This window comes from Pedobacter frigidisoli (assembly GCF_004331675.1).
Taxonomy (GTDB): Bacteria; Bacteroidota; Bacteroidia; order Sphingobacteriales; family Sphingobacteriaceae; genus Pedobacter; species Pedobacter frigidisoli.
The window spans coordinates 21,890-38,272 of the sequence record NZ_SJSN01000025.1 but is presented as its reverse complement, the minus strand read 5'-3'; the positions used below and the strand labels follow the sequence as shown (position 1 = coordinate 38,272).

Sequence of the window (16,383 nt, the reverse complement as noted above, 5' to 3'; positions counted from 1 at the left end):
GCCTTGATAATTACTCCGTTTGGGTAAATAACCTCTACAGCTGTCGAAATAGCAACTGGAGGGATGGTAACTCTAACAAAATTGGGAACAGCTTGTTTTCGTCTATTGCGCGATACCCAGTTGGCAAAAGTGGTACGTTTGACTCCAAGGGTCTTGCAGTATTCATTCTGGCTAAGCCCACTGGTGCGCCAAGCCTCAACTGCTAACATTTTTTCTTCTGATGTTCTCATATATTTCTTTTATGCAAAGAAAAACATCGTGAAAGTTATTTAAAAGATGTACTTGGTAGGCTGCTTACACAAAACAGACAAAAATGAAATTGGAATTTATGATTTGAAAACACTGAAACTAATCAACAAAATATAAAGCTGGGCACACAACGTTTCATTTTTTATTATCCCATAGGGTTGACCTTACTGACATCGAACACAAAATCTTTGTTTAATTAGTTTTTAAGCAACATTGCAAATTACCTTAAAAACAGAAAACCACCTTTAAATTAAATAAAGGTGGTTTTTGTCTTTCTGTGATCCCGCTGGGATTTGCACCTAGTGCTAAAATCAGCGATTAAATAGTATTTTAGCGGTTTTCGATTTTGACTCACCTAATCGCTCACCATTTTTTTTGATACGTTTTAGTTGCAATTGCTAAGTTCGAATATACATGTAAATACCGGAAATATCAATAATATTATACTCTAACTTGATATTTTATTTTAGGTAATCATAAAAACGGAGTTGATAAATTATTATCTTGTAGCAGTCTGAAACTGCATAATCTAATTAATGTCTAACGAACTCAATCGAAATCCCGAACAAAAAGCTCGGGATCAGATAGATGCTATGCTTCGCTTGGCAGGCTGGCATGTTCAGTCAAGAAACGATATTGACTTTAGTGTAGGCATTGGAGTAGCCATTAGAGAATATCAAACAAGTGTTGGACCTGCCGATTATATCCTTTTCGTCAATCAAAAACCTTTGGGGATAATAGAAGCTAAACGTGAGGATGAAGGTCATAGATTAACTGTTGTAGAAGGACAATCTAAAGAATACGCAGTTGCTAAACTAAATGCATTGGTAAATGCCGAGCCTCTAAAATATGTGTATGAAAGTACAGGTGTGGTAACTCGTTATACTGACCACAAACCGAGAGGAAAAAATGTTTTTAGTTTTCATAAACCGGAGACTTTTTTAGGAAGGTGGAGGTGAATGATAAAACGGAGTTGGTTTATAAGCTGAGACAAGGAGTGACTTAATGAAATTAATTACCAACGTTGTTCATTTGGGGACAGCATTTATTGTTTATTCTGTTTAAATTTTTAGTTTAGCATAAAATTAACAAGCTCAATGACCAATTTTAATGAATTTATAAATAAGGATTACTTTCGGGTCAATAATCCAGATCATCCTTTTGTCTATTCTGGCCCAGATATTTTACTTTCTGATGCAAAAAGTCTGACAGCTTTGTTTATCCCTTCACCTGAGGAATTAGGCTCCAGTAATAAACTACTCTTGCGTTTGATAAACTCAAAGATCGGTTATCCTGCCAATACAATTATGACATTGGTTTTGGATCACAATAAGGAGTTTAAAAACACTGATCGTGTTGAACGGGACTTTTTCGATCTAGTTATTGAGCCCTCAGACTTGAAGCGATTAAAATCTATTCTCAAAGAGACAAAATCTATAAGCTATTTTAAGGATTTTAAACATACTCAAAAACAGCTGTTTGATCGTCAGGCGATGGTGCAAAATAGCAACTTAGTCTATGCTGAAAAAGTCAAGTTTGACAAGGATAAAGTGGAACCATTTATTAACAAGGAAAAAATCCAATATTTTAATTATTTGGAGGATAGATTCGAAAAAGTCAGATCAAATATATACGCGTTCGAAAACACGTTGATAGGATTTAAAAACCTGTCAAAAAAGCCAGATTTGGAAGAATTGGCGCCGTATTATGATTTTGTTCTTAGATCGGAATTGTTCATGAAAGATAAGATTCCTTTTTTCAAGAAGAGGGACGATGCAAAATGTTTAAGCCTTAATGAACTTCCAACCAGCAGGTTCGATCCAATGAAGCCTATGAGATTAGCGAGTTTATTCGGATGGCTAATCGGTAACATCAATAGTGAAAAGGATTTAGAATTCAGATTAAATAGTTATGAGCGATCAAAGAAATAGAATTAATACAATTGTGGCTTTATTGAATTCTAACTCGAATTTATCTAGTGGGAATCTCAATAAAGTAAAGGCTGAATTGCACCAGGTGGTGGATGTACATGGCATATCGCCCACTAGAAGACGAAATCTGATGAAAGTTCTGCATTCTACTAGGGCACTGGATTCGACACTAAACGCGTTTGTAGAATTTCACAACATTAAGAATAATGCCAAGTCTATCGGTCAGTATCTTTCTCAGTTACAAAAGCATAATGAGCAATCCTTGCAGAATCTTTCCGCATCGGAGAGAAGCAGGTATCAACGATCTATTGCGGATCTTCGCAATAAGCATTTGCACACTGCAGATAGCTATCCAGCAAATGAAGCAGAGGTTAATAACATTATTGGCGAAATGCAAACTTTAATTTCAAGGTTAGCAACATTATAATTTGAATAAAAAGCCTTGGTGTGCGTGATTATGTCTTTAAGAAATACTGGTTAGTAAGGTGTTAATTATTGTCGATAATACAGCACATCCATAAATGCTACTCGATAGGCTGCAATTTTCTGTTCTACGGCATTTTTGGGTTTAGGGAACTGGTACCAGTGTGAGGACTGGATTCTCTCGACAACTTCATCCCAGTAGCGTTCCAGATTCATAGTGCCAACTGATTTAATCTGGAAGTCATCTGCCAGTAATTGGTTGTTCCCTGTCGATATGGCGAAGAAAACGTCCGGTCTTTTCATTGCAAGTAGCCTGGTTGCAGAACGGTATTTATTGCCGCCATCAACTGCCTTTTGGAAAAGTTCAACGAATTTTTCATAGTGCTGTTTAGTGACTTCTCCGCTCAGTGGTATGATGTCTATTGCTTTTCCGATAAGACCTGGTTTGTTATTGATGACCTGTTTGAGTTTGCCAGCATTATTCATATTCCCAAAAAGGCGGAAATCTGCTGGTTGGTTAGCCCATTTATATCCAGCAATCCGCTGTTGAATAGTAACATCCATATCTGCGAACTTCTGGTTTTCCTGAAAGTACTGCTGAACAAAATCCAGTACTTTTATCCGCTCCTGTATCTGCGCTTTTTTTTGATCGTTGATGCGTTTGATGTACTCAGACCATGTGGTTGATACAATTGGGATAGAGAAATAAGGTGTTCCTGGTTTTTGTTTGTTCTCTAAGCGGGAGAGGGCTTTGAGTTTGGATTGATTCCTTTCCCATGATCTGTGGTAGTCTTTTAGAAGGTCTTTATCGAAGTGTTTTGCTTGATCCCAGGCATCTGCGATGGATTTTTTGATTTGATTATACATTTCTTTGTCGGCATTCTCGCTGGTGATGAGTATGCCTGCTTCATTATTGGCACTGAATGCGGCATTGGTAAAATTGGCGCTGCCGATGATGGCTTCCCATTTTTCAGGGCTGCTAGAGAATAGGTAGACTTTTGGATGAAAGGTGCCGGCAGAAATGGTCATAAATTTCATTTCTTTATACCCCATAAATTGCTCGATAAAATCCGGGTGGGTCTGGTAAAAATGTAGCCCAACTACTATCTTTCTAATTTTATTTGTGTTTTTGCTTAGTTCTGTTGTGAGCGGAAATGGTTTTCCTGCCCAGGCGACCATCCAATGGTATTTGTCATATTGATTCATTAAACGGCTAAATTCTGCATTTAATGCTGAGGCGTCAATAAGGTATTTCATATGGCAAGATAAGTATTATGCTGGTATTGATGTTACGGTTTGGTAAAATGGTCTCCGATAACGCTTAGGATATCGGAGACCAGAAAGGTGTAGCTACTATGATCTCAGTGCTACGATGCACAATGCAAAGAATGCAATGATTACTAGGGCGACAATCGCCAGAGCGGTGTTGTTGGGCTTGTTTTTCATTTTACTTGGATTTTGGTTATTATTAATTTTAATAATTGCTGAAATGCATTTTAAAAAGAAGTTGAAGGCAGAGAAAAGGAATTGTTGTTCCATGTTGCTGTTTTTTATATGTTTATGATAAAATTTTCGAATTCTGTCTTACCCAGTTTGGCTAATTGCATAGATGGGCCTTGCGCTTTTTGGGCGCTTTTTTTTGTGTTCGTAGGTACAGGGGTTTTAGGCATGTAAACCGGCATGGGTCTTCACTACCTTCGTGTTTTCTTAATAGATGGCTGTTTTTAAGCTTTTGTTGCCGTTTTACATCGCTAAGGATTTCGGGCGGCTAAAACGGTCTGATTGATCTGCCGATTATATCTTACCCAATTAGTCACGTTTGTTTCAGTATGGCGATATTATTTTTTGCAATGCTTTGGGCCTTAAAAGAACTGGTCTTTTCTTTGGTTATCTACCGTATAGATAAATTTTTCAAAATCTATCTGATAATGTTCGGCTTGATCAGTGCGGTTAAGCTTTTTTATTTTTTAAATTTTACGCTTAAGGGTTTTACACCGCTTAAAAAGACGGGTTTTCAAATTCCTCAATTCTCGGGTGCTAGATTTAGAATTGGCTTATTTTTTGAAGTCATTAACTTCTATAAAGATTTGAGACCGCGAAAACCTTCAAGCTTGTATTCGGATAGCATATAACCTAAGAATTGTATTTTGTTTTACTAAGGATTGTTACTAGTAGAATTATTGGTATCCCCATTTTTTAGTGTGGCGCCTGAATAGGCGTTAAAGGCAGTTTTATAAAATGCTTTGTGGAGTTGATTTAATGGTTTTTGAAAATAATCTTTCTGATTTTCAGTGTCTTGAAAAATAATTTTTTCTTTTTTGATTGATGAGGAGCTTTGTGAGGAAATGTAGGACTTTTTTTGCACGCTTATTTTCCTGTTAACCCTTTCTAGGAAGCATTTACGATCAATACCCCCGTTAAAAGGTCATGTCACCTATTGAAATTTAAGTAAAGAATTTTGGCGGTAAAGGTTGATAGAGCATGTCAATGTGCAATTTGTCATTAAATTTTGCAAAATAAAAAAAGTTGTTTTGGATCGTTTTAATGGCCGTGCTTTGAAACCAGGTCTGCCTATGACTTTTCGATATTATACGTAATTTGATATATTTGATATTTGAAATTACGCGATCCTTATGCCGAATAATATATTGAACCCTTTTGCCACACTGCCCATCTGGAAACACTTTCTTGAAGTTACCAAAGACCAACCTGATGAACAGTCCATGGTGATTAAACATGTTGAACATGCACTGCCGTTGTTGGAGCGTATTCCTTTGGCATTCCCGTTTTATACCCTGCACAATAGCCAGCACCAATATAATATCCTTCACCTGATAGGGGAAATATTAGGTCCCAGACTAAACGAACTGACCGGTCTTGAAACTGCGATGATCATTTTGTCTGCAGTTTACCATGATATCGGAATGGTCTACTCTCCTGCGGATCTTCAAAAGATCGTCACCGAGCCGGAATTCCTGGACTTTTTGTCGGAAAACACCTCGGCCAACCTTCAATTTGAGGAAAACGGAAAGCAGCCTACAGAGGAACTAATCAACTGGTACTGCCGCTGGGCACATGCCAAAAGGGTGTGGCCATTTCTACAGCAGGCCGATGAAAGAATACCCATTGTTTGGGAAGGGGTGCCGTTCCGTGACGAACTCGGGAATGTCTGCGAGAGCCACAATGAGCCGGTAGATGTCATTAAGAACGATGACTTGAAGTTCAGCAACAGTTTTTTGGGGAAATGTGACCTGAAGTTCTGCGCCCTGCTGCTACGTTTGGGGGATATACTTGATTTTGATGATACCCGATCACCAAGGGGTCTATATGAGTTTCTTAGATTGGACAAGGCAAAAAGAACTAGAGAAGTGATCAGCAACGAAGAGTGGCGCAAACATATGAGCGCCAAAGGGTTTGCGATAGATAGAAAAGGCAAGCGCCCAGGCCTTCGATTTATTGCTGTTCCAGAACATCCGAAAGTGGAAGTGGGCATCCGCGATTTTTTGAAGATCATAGAAAATGAACTCAACGCCTGTGCCAGGCTTTTGCATTTCTGTTCCCCGCACTGGTCTGACTTTGAACTTCCAGAAGAAATGAACCTGGAAGGCATCAAAAGCAAAAACTACCGATCGGGCAACTATCATTTTTCGCTCGCTGAAAACGATGTGATGAAACTGCTGACCGGAGAAGGGATCTATAACGACGATTATATTTTCCTGAGGGAACTGCTGCAGAACGCCATAGACACCAGCAGGCACAGGGAGTTCAGGGAGAGATTAACGACAGCGGGTTTTCAGGCTTCGCCCATTGTTGTTTCCAGTTTTACCGACCAAGAAGGTTACCAATGGATCAGGATTGATGATTTCGGAATGGGCATGACCCTGGATATCATTGAAAAGCATTTGCTCAAGAAAGGACAATCCTATTATAACTCGGATTCGTTCAAACTCGAAAAGCTGGCCATCAAAGAAAAAGTGAATGCGGATTTTGTTCCGATAAGCCGTTTTGGGATCGGACTATTGTCATGCTTCATCGCTGGTGATAGAATCGAGATCAGTACCGTGCATAAGGATGACCTGCAAAATCCCTATAGACTTTCTGTGGAGGGAAGAAACGGATTCTTTACCCTGCAGAGCAAAAAGGCAAGGCATATACCGGCACCAATGCCAGCTGAATATGGACCGGAGACCGGTTTTCGTCAACAGGCAGGTACCTCGATAGCCGTAAGGATCACCACGAACAAGGAATATGAAGGTTTGATGTCAAAAGGCACTTGGAAAAATACCTGATGGCACCGCCAGTTCCCGTGAAATACGATGGTGTCCAGGTCGGGGGTGATTTTGAGCTGCTGACAAAAGAGCCATGGACAACAGCCCAGTCCTTTGACCTGGAAGAAGAATTTGTCGAACGCGTCAGGACGCTGACTGATCTGCCCTTCGAAAAAGGGATAAAGGTTTCTATACTTCCGATCAACCTGACCAATGATGCGCTATCGTCCAATATCAAAGGGCAGCTGGTAATCACCTATATCGATATCAACGGACAAGGGCTGGGTAGTGACGAGAAAATCAGCTTTACCCTTGAATCTCATGAAGAGAACCAAATGAAGGTCCGTTGTACTCGTAGGATTCAGGACGGATCGAATTCCACAGAAAACCAGGAAACCTTGGATGTATCCTTCCTAATGGAACATTTACAGATTCCCAAGGAAATCACTTCCTATCCTTATTACTATAACCCATATCACCTCAATTCGCTTAGGTTCAGCCATAATGGTATCATGATCCCATCAGAATCCGAACTTTTTGCGCTGAACAGGGGACTGATTAACAACCACGTTCGCAGCTGGGGACATATGAACAATTTCAATTTCATTTGTACAGGCCTGATCTATTTCCAGGATGAACTGCTGCCGAAGCTGACCGTTTCCAGAAATGAAGTCAGGGAAATGACCTATCCTACGATAGCGCACATGCTCTCGGCGATGAGAGCATTAAACGGCCTGTTGTATGTGGAACCAAAACTCGACCAATATCATTTTTTTGATAAGTTGGAACGTGACGTCAAATATACCTCAGGGGATATCAAGGAGTCCAGGTTCTATGAGGATAACAGAGATTTCTGGAACGATCGCATCGAAGTCAGCACTGTTGAAGGGACGCTGACGATCCGTGAGCTCGTGGAAAAATCTCCGCAACGATTGCAGGTATATCTTGGTTCGCACAGTTCACGCTTCTACCAGACCCTGATCAACTATGTCCTGGAAGAAAATTTCGATATCGAGGCAGAGGATTATGAGGAAGACGGCTACCGCCACATGCGCTATTTTGTTACCAAGAGGTCCAGGCCTTTACCTGAGATGGTCCTGGGATTCGATCCGCTTACCTTTGTAGACATTTCGAACAGTAGCCTGCTCAAGCTTGGCAAAAACATCAACATCAACCATAGTTTTGTCAAATGGTATGCCGCTGCCTACCCAATTCTTAACGCTGAGTATTTCCATTATTCTAAACAGCTCATCTATGGGCTGTATGGGAACTACAGCTCGATCAGGCCAGACACCCAGAAGATAAACAGGATATTGGAAAAACTCAGGAGCATCCTGCCGCCGGATCTAAGGCCCCCAAAGGACATAGACCTGAGCATAGATGATTTAGGCATCAAAGACTAGCCGGTAATTAGATCGTTTCCGTAGCAAACCTCTGTACATGTTTCAATGAACAGAGGTTTGGTAACCGCTCAGTATTTCCAGATTCTGGAAGCGATCTCTTTCAACTGGGCAAATTCCAGGTGAGCTGAAGGTTCGTAAAGGTTTTTATTGCCCTTGACGATCGAATGAAGCATGCTTCTTAATATATTCATCGTTTCCTTGCCACAGGTGTACCTTTCCGGGTCGCTTTCGTAGATCTTGGCGAGCTCAGGTTTTTCAGCGGCATGCATTTCATGCTTTTTGCCATATTTTTCCTTGAGCATTTTTTCGATCGAGAGCTCCCTGGTTTTTTCCCTTGCGACTTCGACTAATCCTACGGCCGATTCCAGGGATATAGTAGGGATGATGGCGCTGATGTGCTCTGGATCCAGAAAATGGGATTCGATGTCGGTACCCTTGGTTACAAAGGGAATTGCTCCAAGGGCAGTGATCTTCTTGCACTGATTTTCCAATTTTTCGGCGCTGAGGTAGTCTTTGTCCCTGTGTACGATAAAGATCAGGTCTTTGTTCACCTTTCTCAACGTTTCAAGCGTCAGCGGCAGTAGATCTATCTTTGTACAATTGCTGTAGGACATGATCGTCGTCTGTTCTGTGTCAAAGCCGTTCGACTGCACCAGCACCTCCAACATACCGGTTTTGGAGTCTTCTGAAAATACAACGCACCTGCTTTTGATGAGATCCTTTAGATTCATTACTGCCGATAGCCTGGCCACATATTCATCCAGATACATCATTCTGGAAGCCTCGTCCATCCGGTCGACGCCAGGACTGGCAAATATATGTACTCCGGGTAAAAGGTCAGCTCCGCCCGACAGGAGTACCTTGGCGTTGTCAAGCCCCTGGTCTCCCAGAACGACGATCTTCACCTTGCTGATCCCGGCTACCCGTAGGACCATATAGGTCTGGTAGTCATCGCTGGTCACAAAAGCGCCATCTTTCCAATAGACCACCAGTCCGCTTTTTACATGGTCATCGATATTCCGTTTGGCCTGCTGGATCTCGAAATAGGGGATCATAAAGCAGGCGTCAAAACTAAAAGGCCTGATCATATCGAAATCCACTTCGGCAACATGGCACAATATCTGTCCAAGAAATACTTGCTGCACTAGCTTGGTATAGACAGGGTCATCCGGTGCGGAATCCTTTTTTTTGAATTTTGTCTTCTTAGATTTTTCCAGACTCTGTTCCAACGTCAAAAAAGACTCGGTATAGTGGTCGGACAGGAATTTAAGTGCCTCCACGCAGAGCCATAACGGCTCATTTTTGCTGATCCCAGGATCAGCTTTTGCCGAGGAAACCCATTGGCCATCCTGATCATAGTAGCAGTAGGCCGGTTCAGGTTCCGACTGGCTTACCCTGATCTCGAAGTAGGAGATCTGTGATGGATAGTGTTCGTCCATAAAAGTAATGGCATAGAAATGTCCGATATTTCCTGCTAGCTGATGGCAATGGACCATCACGCCGATCGGCTTATCTGGTAGGAAGTTCACTACTTCCAAGAAGATCGGCTTTCTCAGCGGAAATCTGTCCAGCCTTGCAAAGAGCTCACCAACGTCAATGTCCTGGGCCGTCTGCTGATGATCGACCAGGATAAAGCGGGCGTCATTGAGGACATAGACCGCTATCTCTACGAAAGTGATCTGCTGTTTGGTAAAACTGCGAATGTACCGCTGTACCTCTTTGACAGTTGGTGCCATGTCGTGTTTGCCCAGGATTTCCCTAAAAAGTGCAAGCTTGAGCCTGCCCATCAAACTGGAACGAAGATTGGCCAATACCAATGGGTTTATTTTGTTCATCTCTAAACTGATCTTTAATTTTTGTCTATGCTATCAAAATATTCCGGACTATAGCAGCTCCTCCAGCACCTTGTCCGTATCAGTTCTGTAGCGGTAATCCCTCAGGATTTCATCAAAAGACTCCAGAAGCTGCTTCCTTAAGATTCTGCTAGCATTATCCTTTCCGTTAAGAGCGGTAAATGCGCCTACAATGAACTTGGTATAGCCATCCTTTTCGCGAACATGTCCTCTGTTATCATTTTTTGATGACCTTTTCTGGATAGCCTTGTTAAACAAGCCAATACTCATCTGGGGATTAGAACTACATTGCTGGGTCAGGTATTTTAACAGGTTACCCGAAAAAGTAAAACTCACCGAATTGATAAAAGCCTCGAGAAAGTCATGGATTTCTCCGAGCTTGATGTGCTCGATATTAAAAAACCTGATTTCCATTGGATCTGCTGGGTCATTGGCGAATTTTTCGACCAGGTAAATCAGCAAGGGATGGGTTTTCGCAGCGGATTGTTCATTGAAGTGGTAATGTTTGCAGCCTTCGCTGAGTGCCCAGGTGCGGCTTTTGGGATTATGGTCCAACAGTTGATAAAGTAGCTCATCTGCTCCCGGTTTGTCAAACAGATGGGAAAAGTAAAGTATCGATACCAGCCAGTTCGTATCGTCATTTCCCAAGGTATCCGATATCACCAATTTCTCATACACACCCCTCAATCCAGAGAAATCGACGTTCCCCATATACTGCAGCGACCAGATGGCTGAGGCTGTGACATAAATGTTCGTTTCTTTGAGCAGGGAGCTGCGAAAAAGTGCATACGCCCTGTGCCTGTTCAGGTGGTTCAGGTAGGCAAAACGGAAATAGAGTGCCGCCCGGGTTTCTTCGGGGGCCTTGTTGAGCAGCCGTTCTAATGCCGAAAATACCTGTTCCTCGAACTTTGGATCCTGGATTGATAGCAGGAGCTTTGCCGCCGATCCGTGGGTCGTGTTGATACCCCTTGTGACTAGTCCTCCGATCTGGGTCTCTCCAGATACATCCTCTTGATCCTCGCGCTGGTCCTGGTAGTTTTCCGACTGGGCCACCAAGAAATCGATCAACTCGATTTCGGTTTCCTCGCCGCTGACCAGTGGTTTGATAAAATAAAGTATATAACGCTCGCTTCCTGCCAGCCGCGTATCCGTGATCAGTTTTTTGGTGATGCCAACTGCCCGTTGGACCTCCGCACCGGCGTCGACAAGTCCCCAAAGCCCTTTTAACGGATAGATGAAGTTGATCTTTGCGTCCTGCATAGACTGTTCCACCAAATTGAACATCTTTTCTGCATCTGCCTTTCCGGCGGTATCTCTAAAGGCGTTTGAATGTTCCTCTATTCCGCCCTTTAAAAAATCTCCTCCAAAAGGATCGCGGTCCGAAGAATACCTCCTAAAACTGCGCAGCCACTGTTCGATCGACATCTTTTCATAGGCCCCCGGCGGTAAGGGGCGTCGGACAACTCCAGCAAGGACTGGGCCGGTTTTGGATTTATCCTGGTAAGGACCAAACTTGCGCTCGAGTTCCTGTAATTGCCGCTTCAGCTCGAGGTCCATATTGACAAAGTCCGCGGGAAGCCGCAGTAGAAACGTGTACTTTCCTTTACCCCAATTGCTATGTACCTTTGATACGCCCTCTTCCTTGTAGGAATAAATCTCTTCTTTGTTCACTAATGTTTTGAGGGTTGAGGCAGCTTCTGCCTTTTGACCTGGGGAGAAGTGGGGGAATGTACTGGAAAAAAGTTGACGGAATTCGACACGGAAGTCCTGTCCCAGCACAAGTGCTCCGATACCGCGCATGTAGCTGAACAGTCCGAACACCTCATTTGCAAAAAGTGCCTCATTGGTTCCCATGGCAAATATCACCAACCGGAGCATTGCCTTGTGCTTGGATCTGTGATGTCTGGACTGAAATGAGTAGAATTCTTCAGCTCCCATTCTTGCTGCTCTGCGCAGGCATACGGCCAAAAGGCGGTAAAGGTATTCCCTCCCCATGAGGTCATCGGATTCTTTCAGGTCAATATAGGTGTAGTTGTGGTCGCCGATCAATGGCCTATCCAGAAAATTGGTCTCGGGCAGGTCTTCAATGATGATCGCTTCCAGTGTTCCGATCATCTTTTCGGGAATACTCTTGGACAGTGCCTTCAGTAGCTCGACTTCCTCGTATTCGTTGTGCGAGTTCTTATCGTTCCGGGCGGACTGGACCAATGGTCCTTGGATCTTCGACCAGGAATACTCGGGCCTATGGGCTGCGATCTTTTCCAATATGTGCATATACCCAAACTGGTCCTCGACAAAAAAGTCGCCACTTTTTTCCAAAAGCTGGTAAGCCGGATCAAAGGACCAATCTTCAAATCCATAGAGCAGCTCCTTGATCAGCGCGGCATTGCCGGAGCGCGCCAGGAAGGCCCAGGCTCGTGGATTTTTTGCGTTGATAAAACGGCCGAGCAGCATCCCTGCGGTCCGTTTGAAATAGCCGAGTTTCCATGTCGCCTTTTCCGGATCATCCGGCAGGTCGAGGAAGACTTTGTCATCGATCTCTTTCCCAAATTCCAGAAAGGAAATCAGCTGCCTGTCGATCACCATTTCAAACCATTCCTGAGACCTCGCCTGGTCGAAAAAGTGGCTGCTCAGATGCAGGCAAACTTTCAGGATTCTTTGAACCATCTCCTTTTCCTCCTCGGTGGGATGTTCAAGGAAAGCAAGCATGGAAACTAGCATGTGCTTAATGTGGTAGTGGACCTCTCCATCCTCCAATAGTGTGCCCATGATCTGTTCGTATTTATGCTGGTCATAGTCCCTTAAGTAGTTCAGGATCATTTTCAGCGCCGAGCGGATCAGCAGGGACTGTTCCTGCTTTTTAAGGTAGGCGATCAGGTCTTCGCCTTTTTCTACAAAACGTTTGGCGAACACAAAATCATAGAAGCTCTGATGGAAAAACTGTAGTTGCCCATCTTCGCGTTTCAGGATGCGTTCACTGGCCAGATAGGAGATTTCTGCATCATATTCCTCATAGGGTTTTTCCGATAGGGAGATCCGCTGGGACTGGAACATCTGTTTGACCAGTTTATAACAGAGCTGTTTGATCCGTTTGGGGTCCATGGCGAGCGATCTTGGTTTGCTCATCACCTTTTGACGCCACAGTTCTCCATAAAGACCCTGGATATTGGTAATGCCCAAGCTTCCAGTGGATCCAGGGGAGATCCTGGCAAATATGTTCAACTGGTTGGGAACTTTCAGCAGCTGCAGGAGTTTTTGGGTAACCTGTTCCTTTTTGATGCCGATCTTTTCCAGCAGTGAAAATATCTGTGATTCGGTAAGGGGAGAGACGACGATGGTCTTGATGTTCTTGTATACCCTGAGCGAAGGATCATAATACAGGTCGAACAGCCTCACCGAGATGATGATGCGCACGTTTGGATCATGGGTGTACCGGTCGATCAAGGATTTGTAGACTTCCAAAAAACTCCTGTCGGCGGACATGGCCTGGGACAGTGCATCGATCTGATCGATAACCAGTATGGTCTGCTTGTATTTCTGTTTGCACTGTTCGATGAACTGGAAGACGGGTAGGGTGAGCCCGATCTTCTGCTGGAGTTCCATGATACTTGTCGCATATAGTTTATCGGCCTTCAGTGCCAGTATGGGGAGGTTTTTTAGTGCCAACTGATCGTAGAAGTCTTTGAGAATGACTGTTTTGCCGGTACCTGCGTTACCGGCCAGCAGGCAGATATTCTGCTCTTTCCCGTTATCGTCCTTTTGGGCTGGTTGCTCCAGCCACTCCAACAGCTCATCGGTTTCCGACCTTTGGATATGGGAGTCGGGTATGTCCTCGAACTGGTTGTTTTCGTGTTTTAGGCTCGAAGATCCCCGGTCGAGCTCCTGGTCCAATTGTTCCTTTTTCATTTCCCCAGTTCGGAGTTCACTCAGTTCGACCCTGATCTGTTCCACAGCATGGTTGTCGATTAGCACCCGGAGTTCGAAAAACAGCGGCTGCAGGTGCTGGCAGCCGGGTTCACTGAGATAACCATCCAGGTCTTGGGGAAGGATCTTTTCCACTTTGATCCTGGTGAGAATGTCACGCACCTGTGGTTCGATATTGTCGAGCTTCAGGGTGGCCAGCGTGGGATTGCGGAGGTTTTTATCGATCCAGGTGGTAAGCTGTGGCTCATTGGCCATCTTGTTATTGAAATCGTCAATGAAATCGGTGCAGTCCAGTACGAATCCCTGTGAGACTGCAATGTAGTAGGTGAAGTCGTCCGGATCTTCAATGAGTTTGCCCTCCAGAAGGGTGTACATCACAAACTTGGTGATCTCTTCCCCGAAGATCCCTTTTCCGATATTGCTCCCGTATTTCTTGCACTGGATCAGTCCGTGGTTTTTTCCGTTCCTTGTCAATGAACAGTCGCGGCCCTTGTCCCTGACCCCGCTCATCAAGCTGATCCCGTCAAATCCCTGGAAGCTCCCGTTTTTGATTTTATCCTTGAACAGCGCATAGAGCAATTCCTCAAACCTGCGGTCATCGGCGAGTTCGTTATAGGGGAAGGATTTATTGGCCATGGCCGGGGGCCTCTGCTCGGCTATGGCGATAATAGGGTATTCATAGGTAACAAGTTGTTCCATGTTTAAATTTCATTAATGATGATTGGGGGACGGACTAAGATAACAGTTAGTATCAGCAAGAAAAAAGAAAGTTCTCAACCGGGAATGTGGGACAGGCTGGGATGTGCCCATTCTGGATACCTGGGGACGTGGAGTTCGGCCAGGAAGTTTTCTATGTCCGTTCTCATCGCCCTCTGATCGGTGATGATATTGGCATAGGCCCAGTCCTGCTGCCCGTAGAAGTTTTGGATCTGCATGCGCTGGAATAGTTTGGATACCGTGGCCAGGGCTTTTGCAGTCACATAACAGTTGGCATCGTTGCCGGTGTGTACGAAATGGTTTGACCACTGGTAGATGATTTGCATTTCAAGCGGCCGAAAGGGTAGTGAAAAGTAGGTTTTTTGGGCATGTTCAACCAGAAACTTCCATGGCAGCTGGGTATTTCCGCGGTCCGGACGGCGGTCCGATCTATGTATCGCTTTAATCCCGAGGAGTTCTTTTGCCCCGGATTCCAATGCCTGTCTCAAGGCAAAAATGGTAAAACCGTTCAGGGTATTGGACCGTTGTATGGTCTTTGCATTGGAGAAAAACTGGCTGGCGATCTTGTACGACGAATAGGCACTCACTTTGGTATTCCTTGATCCGGAAAAGGAGCCGACTGGAAGGGGGTAGCCATTTGCTGTAGCCCGAAGGAGTTTGGCATAGTCGAATAGTAAGGCAACGATTTCGTTGTCGATCACAATGGCCGGATCGGCTTCGATCCTGCCAGTCAGTTCCGCGGCATAATCTGATGCGGCGAGCAGGTGGGCGGAAAGTTCCTCTTTTTTAGTCAGGTCAGCTGATGGCCTGAACAACAGTTCGAAATGCCTGGTATTTGCTCTTGGGTTCAACATATCAACGAAGGCGACAAAAGTGTCGCAGAAACTGGCAAATAGCACATGATCTGCCGAACTATTGTGATAAATGTCTATGAGCCTGGAATGCAGTGCATAGAGCTTTTGGAGCAGGTTGATCCTTCTATCCATCGCGCCTTGTTGTTTTGCTGGGCATCGAAAAGCTCAGTTTTTCTACATGAAGGTCTTCCCGGAATGCACGGATCAGCCGTTCCGCTTTTTTGCGGAACAGCTCTTCGTTTTTCCAATAGCTTACCCGGTCCATTTTGGATAGCTCTCCTGTTCCGCCCATGTTCTGGGTAGTCACAAAATCCATCAACTGGGAGATGATCTTTCCCGGAACCAGCATGTGGGCATCGATCACCAGGTATTCGATCTCCTGTCCCAGACGGTTGGCCTTCTCAGCCTGCTCCAAAAGTAGTTCCCTGACCGAATGGTCATGCTGGGACTGGTTGAGCGTTGGACCGGCAACGTCCAGCAATTCGATGAACTCGGCCAGCTTTCGGCTGAGCTCGATGTACTTTTTGAGCTTTTCGTTGAAGAGCTGGTTTTTGATGTTCAGCGTCTTTTTGAGCCTATAGTTGTAATAACTGATCACTGCTGCCGCAACAGAAATCGTTATGGTAAGACCGGGAACCAGAAAGGGAGAAAGCGTTGCCATTTTTTAAATGCGTTAGTGTAGCGGCTAATTTAAGAATTTTATGGTGTTGGAACAGTGGGTCCGGGTTGGTAATTCTTCCACATTTCTGGTTTATTCTTAG

General features: G+C 44.1%; 12 protein-coding genes. 5 read left to right on the top strand and 7 right to left on the bottom strand.

The genetic code is table 11. From position 1 onward, the window contains the following. Nucleotides 1–230: IS66 family insertion sequence element accessory protein TnpA (gene tnpA, locus EZ449_RS21005; protein ID WP_131559576.1), on the bottom strand; the 230-nt coding region annotated here is incomplete at its 3' end. Nucleotides 231–785: 555 nt separating this feature from the next. Here tnpA and EZ449_RS21000 point away from each other — a divergent pair. From EZ449_RS21000 to EZ449_RS20990, 3 genes are all read left to right on the top strand, one after another. Beyond that, complete coding sequence (locus EZ449_RS21000; RefSeq protein WP_131562632.1) at nucleotides 786–1,208, top strand: type I restriction endonuclease; 423 nt, start codon at nucleotides 786–788, stop codon at nucleotides 1,206–1,208. Between the two features lie 138 nt (nucleotides 1,209–1,346). Further along, entirely contained in the window at nucleotides 1,347–2,180 is an 834-nt protein-coding gene (locus EZ449_RS20995) for a hypothetical protein (RefSeq protein ID WP_131562630.1), read from the top strand. Continuing rightward, nucleotides 2,161–2,607 (top strand): hypothetical protein, encoded by a 447-nt coding sequence (locus EZ449_RS20990; protein ID WP_131562628.1) that lies wholly within the window; start codon nucleotides 2,161–2,163, stop codon nucleotides 2,605–2,607. Before EZ449_RS20995 ends, EZ449_RS20990 begins: the two co-directional genes overlap by 20 nt. A 65-nt stretch (nucleotides 2,608–2,672) precedes the next feature. Here EZ449_RS20990 and EZ449_RS20985 read toward each other — a convergent pair whose 3' ends face one another. Together EZ449_RS20985 and EZ449_RS20980 are read right to left on the bottom strand one after the other, a co-directional pair. Further along, entirely contained in the window at nucleotides 2,673–3,860 is a 1,188-nt protein-coding gene (locus tag EZ449_RS20985) for a phospholipase D family protein (RefSeq protein ID WP_131562627.1), read from the bottom strand. Nucleotides 3,861–3,956: 96 nt separating this feature from the next. Beyond that, complete coding sequence (locus tag EZ449_RS20980; protein WP_131562625.1) at nucleotides 3,957–4,142, bottom strand: hypothetical protein; 186 nt, start codon at nucleotides 4,140–4,142, stop codon at nucleotides 3,957–3,959. A gap of 1,094 nt (nucleotides 4,143–5,236) precedes the next feature. Here EZ449_RS20980 and EZ449_RS20975 point away from each other — a divergent pair. After that, complete coding sequence (locus tag EZ449_RS20975; RefSeq protein WP_131562623.1) at nucleotides 5,237–6,892, top strand: HD domain-containing protein; 1,656 nt, start codon at nucleotides 5,237–5,239, stop codon at nucleotides 6,890–6,892. Further along, a complete protein-coding gene (locus EZ449_RS20970) occupies nucleotides 6,877–8,274 on the top strand; it encodes a hypothetical protein (protein ID WP_131562620.1) in 1,398 nt (465 codons plus the stop codon). The genes EZ449_RS20975 and EZ449_RS20970 overlap by 16 nt, the downstream gene beginning before the upstream one ends. A 68-nt stretch (nucleotides 8,275–8,342) precedes the next feature. Here the strand turns inward: EZ449_RS20970 and EZ449_RS20965 are convergent, their stop codons facing one another. From EZ449_RS20965 to EZ449_RS20950, 4 genes are all read right to left on the bottom strand, one after another. Further along, a complete protein-coding gene (locus tag EZ449_RS20965) occupies nucleotides 8,343–10,109 on the bottom strand; it encodes a hypothetical protein (RefSeq protein WP_131562618.1) in 1,767 nt (588 codons plus the stop codon). Between the two features lie 48 nt (nucleotides 10,110–10,157). Continuing rightward, nucleotides 10,158–14,750, bottom strand: a complete 4,593-nt coding sequence (locus EZ449_RS20960; protein WP_131562616.1) for an ATP-binding protein — start codon at nucleotides 14,748–14,750, stop codon at nucleotides 10,158–10,160. A 74-nt stretch (nucleotides 14,751–14,824) separates the two neighbouring features. Next, on the bottom strand, nucleotides 14,825–15,754 hold the full coding sequence (locus EZ449_RS20955) for a hypothetical protein (RefSeq protein ID WP_131562614.1): 930 nt from the start codon (nucleotides 15,752–15,754) through the stop codon (nucleotides 14,825–14,827). Next, entirely contained in the window at nucleotides 15,747–16,283 is a 537-nt protein-coding gene (locus EZ449_RS20950) for a hypothetical protein (protein ID WP_131562612.1), read from the bottom strand. Before EZ449_RS20950 ends, EZ449_RS20955 begins: the two co-directional genes overlap by 8 nt. Nucleotides 16,284–16,383: the final 100 nt, after the last annotated feature.

Coding starts and splice junctions, on each gene's coding strand:
- EZ449_RS21000 (WP_131562632.1), top strand. CDS start 786: ATGTCTAACGAACTCAATCGAAATCCCGAACAAAAAGCTCGGGATCAG.
- EZ449_RS20995 (WP_131562630.1), top strand. CDS start 1,347: ATGACCAATTTTAATGAATTTATAAATAAGGATTACTTTCGGGTCAAT.
- EZ449_RS20990 (WP_131562628.1), top strand. CDS start 2,161: ATGAGCGATCAAAGAAATAGAATTAATACAATTGTGGCTTTATTGAAT.
- EZ449_RS20985 (WP_131562627.1), bottom strand. CDS start 3,860: ATGAAATACCTTATTGACGCCTCAGCATTAAATGCAGAATTTAGCCGT.
- EZ449_RS20980 (WP_131562625.1), bottom strand. CDS start 4,142: ATGGAACAACAATTCCTTTTCTCTGCCTTCAACTTCTTTTTAAAATGC.
- EZ449_RS20975 (WP_131562623.1), top strand. CDS start 5,237: ATGCCGAATAATATATTGAACCCTTTTGCCACACTGCCCATCTGGAAA.
- EZ449_RS20965 (WP_131562618.1), bottom strand. CDS start 10,109: ATGAACAAAATAAACCCATTGGTATTGGCCAATCTTCGTTCCAGTTTG.
- EZ449_RS20960 (WP_131562616.1), bottom strand. CDS start 14,750: ATGGAACAACTTGTTACCTATGAATACCCTATTATCGCCATAGCCGAG.
- EZ449_RS20955 (WP_131562614.1), bottom strand. CDS start 15,754: ATGGATAGAAGGATCAACCTGCTCCAAAAGCTCTATGCACTGCATTCC.
- EZ449_RS20950 (WP_131562612.1), bottom strand. CDS start 16,283: ATGGCAACGCTTTCTCCCTTTCTGGTTCCCGGTCTTACCATAACGATT.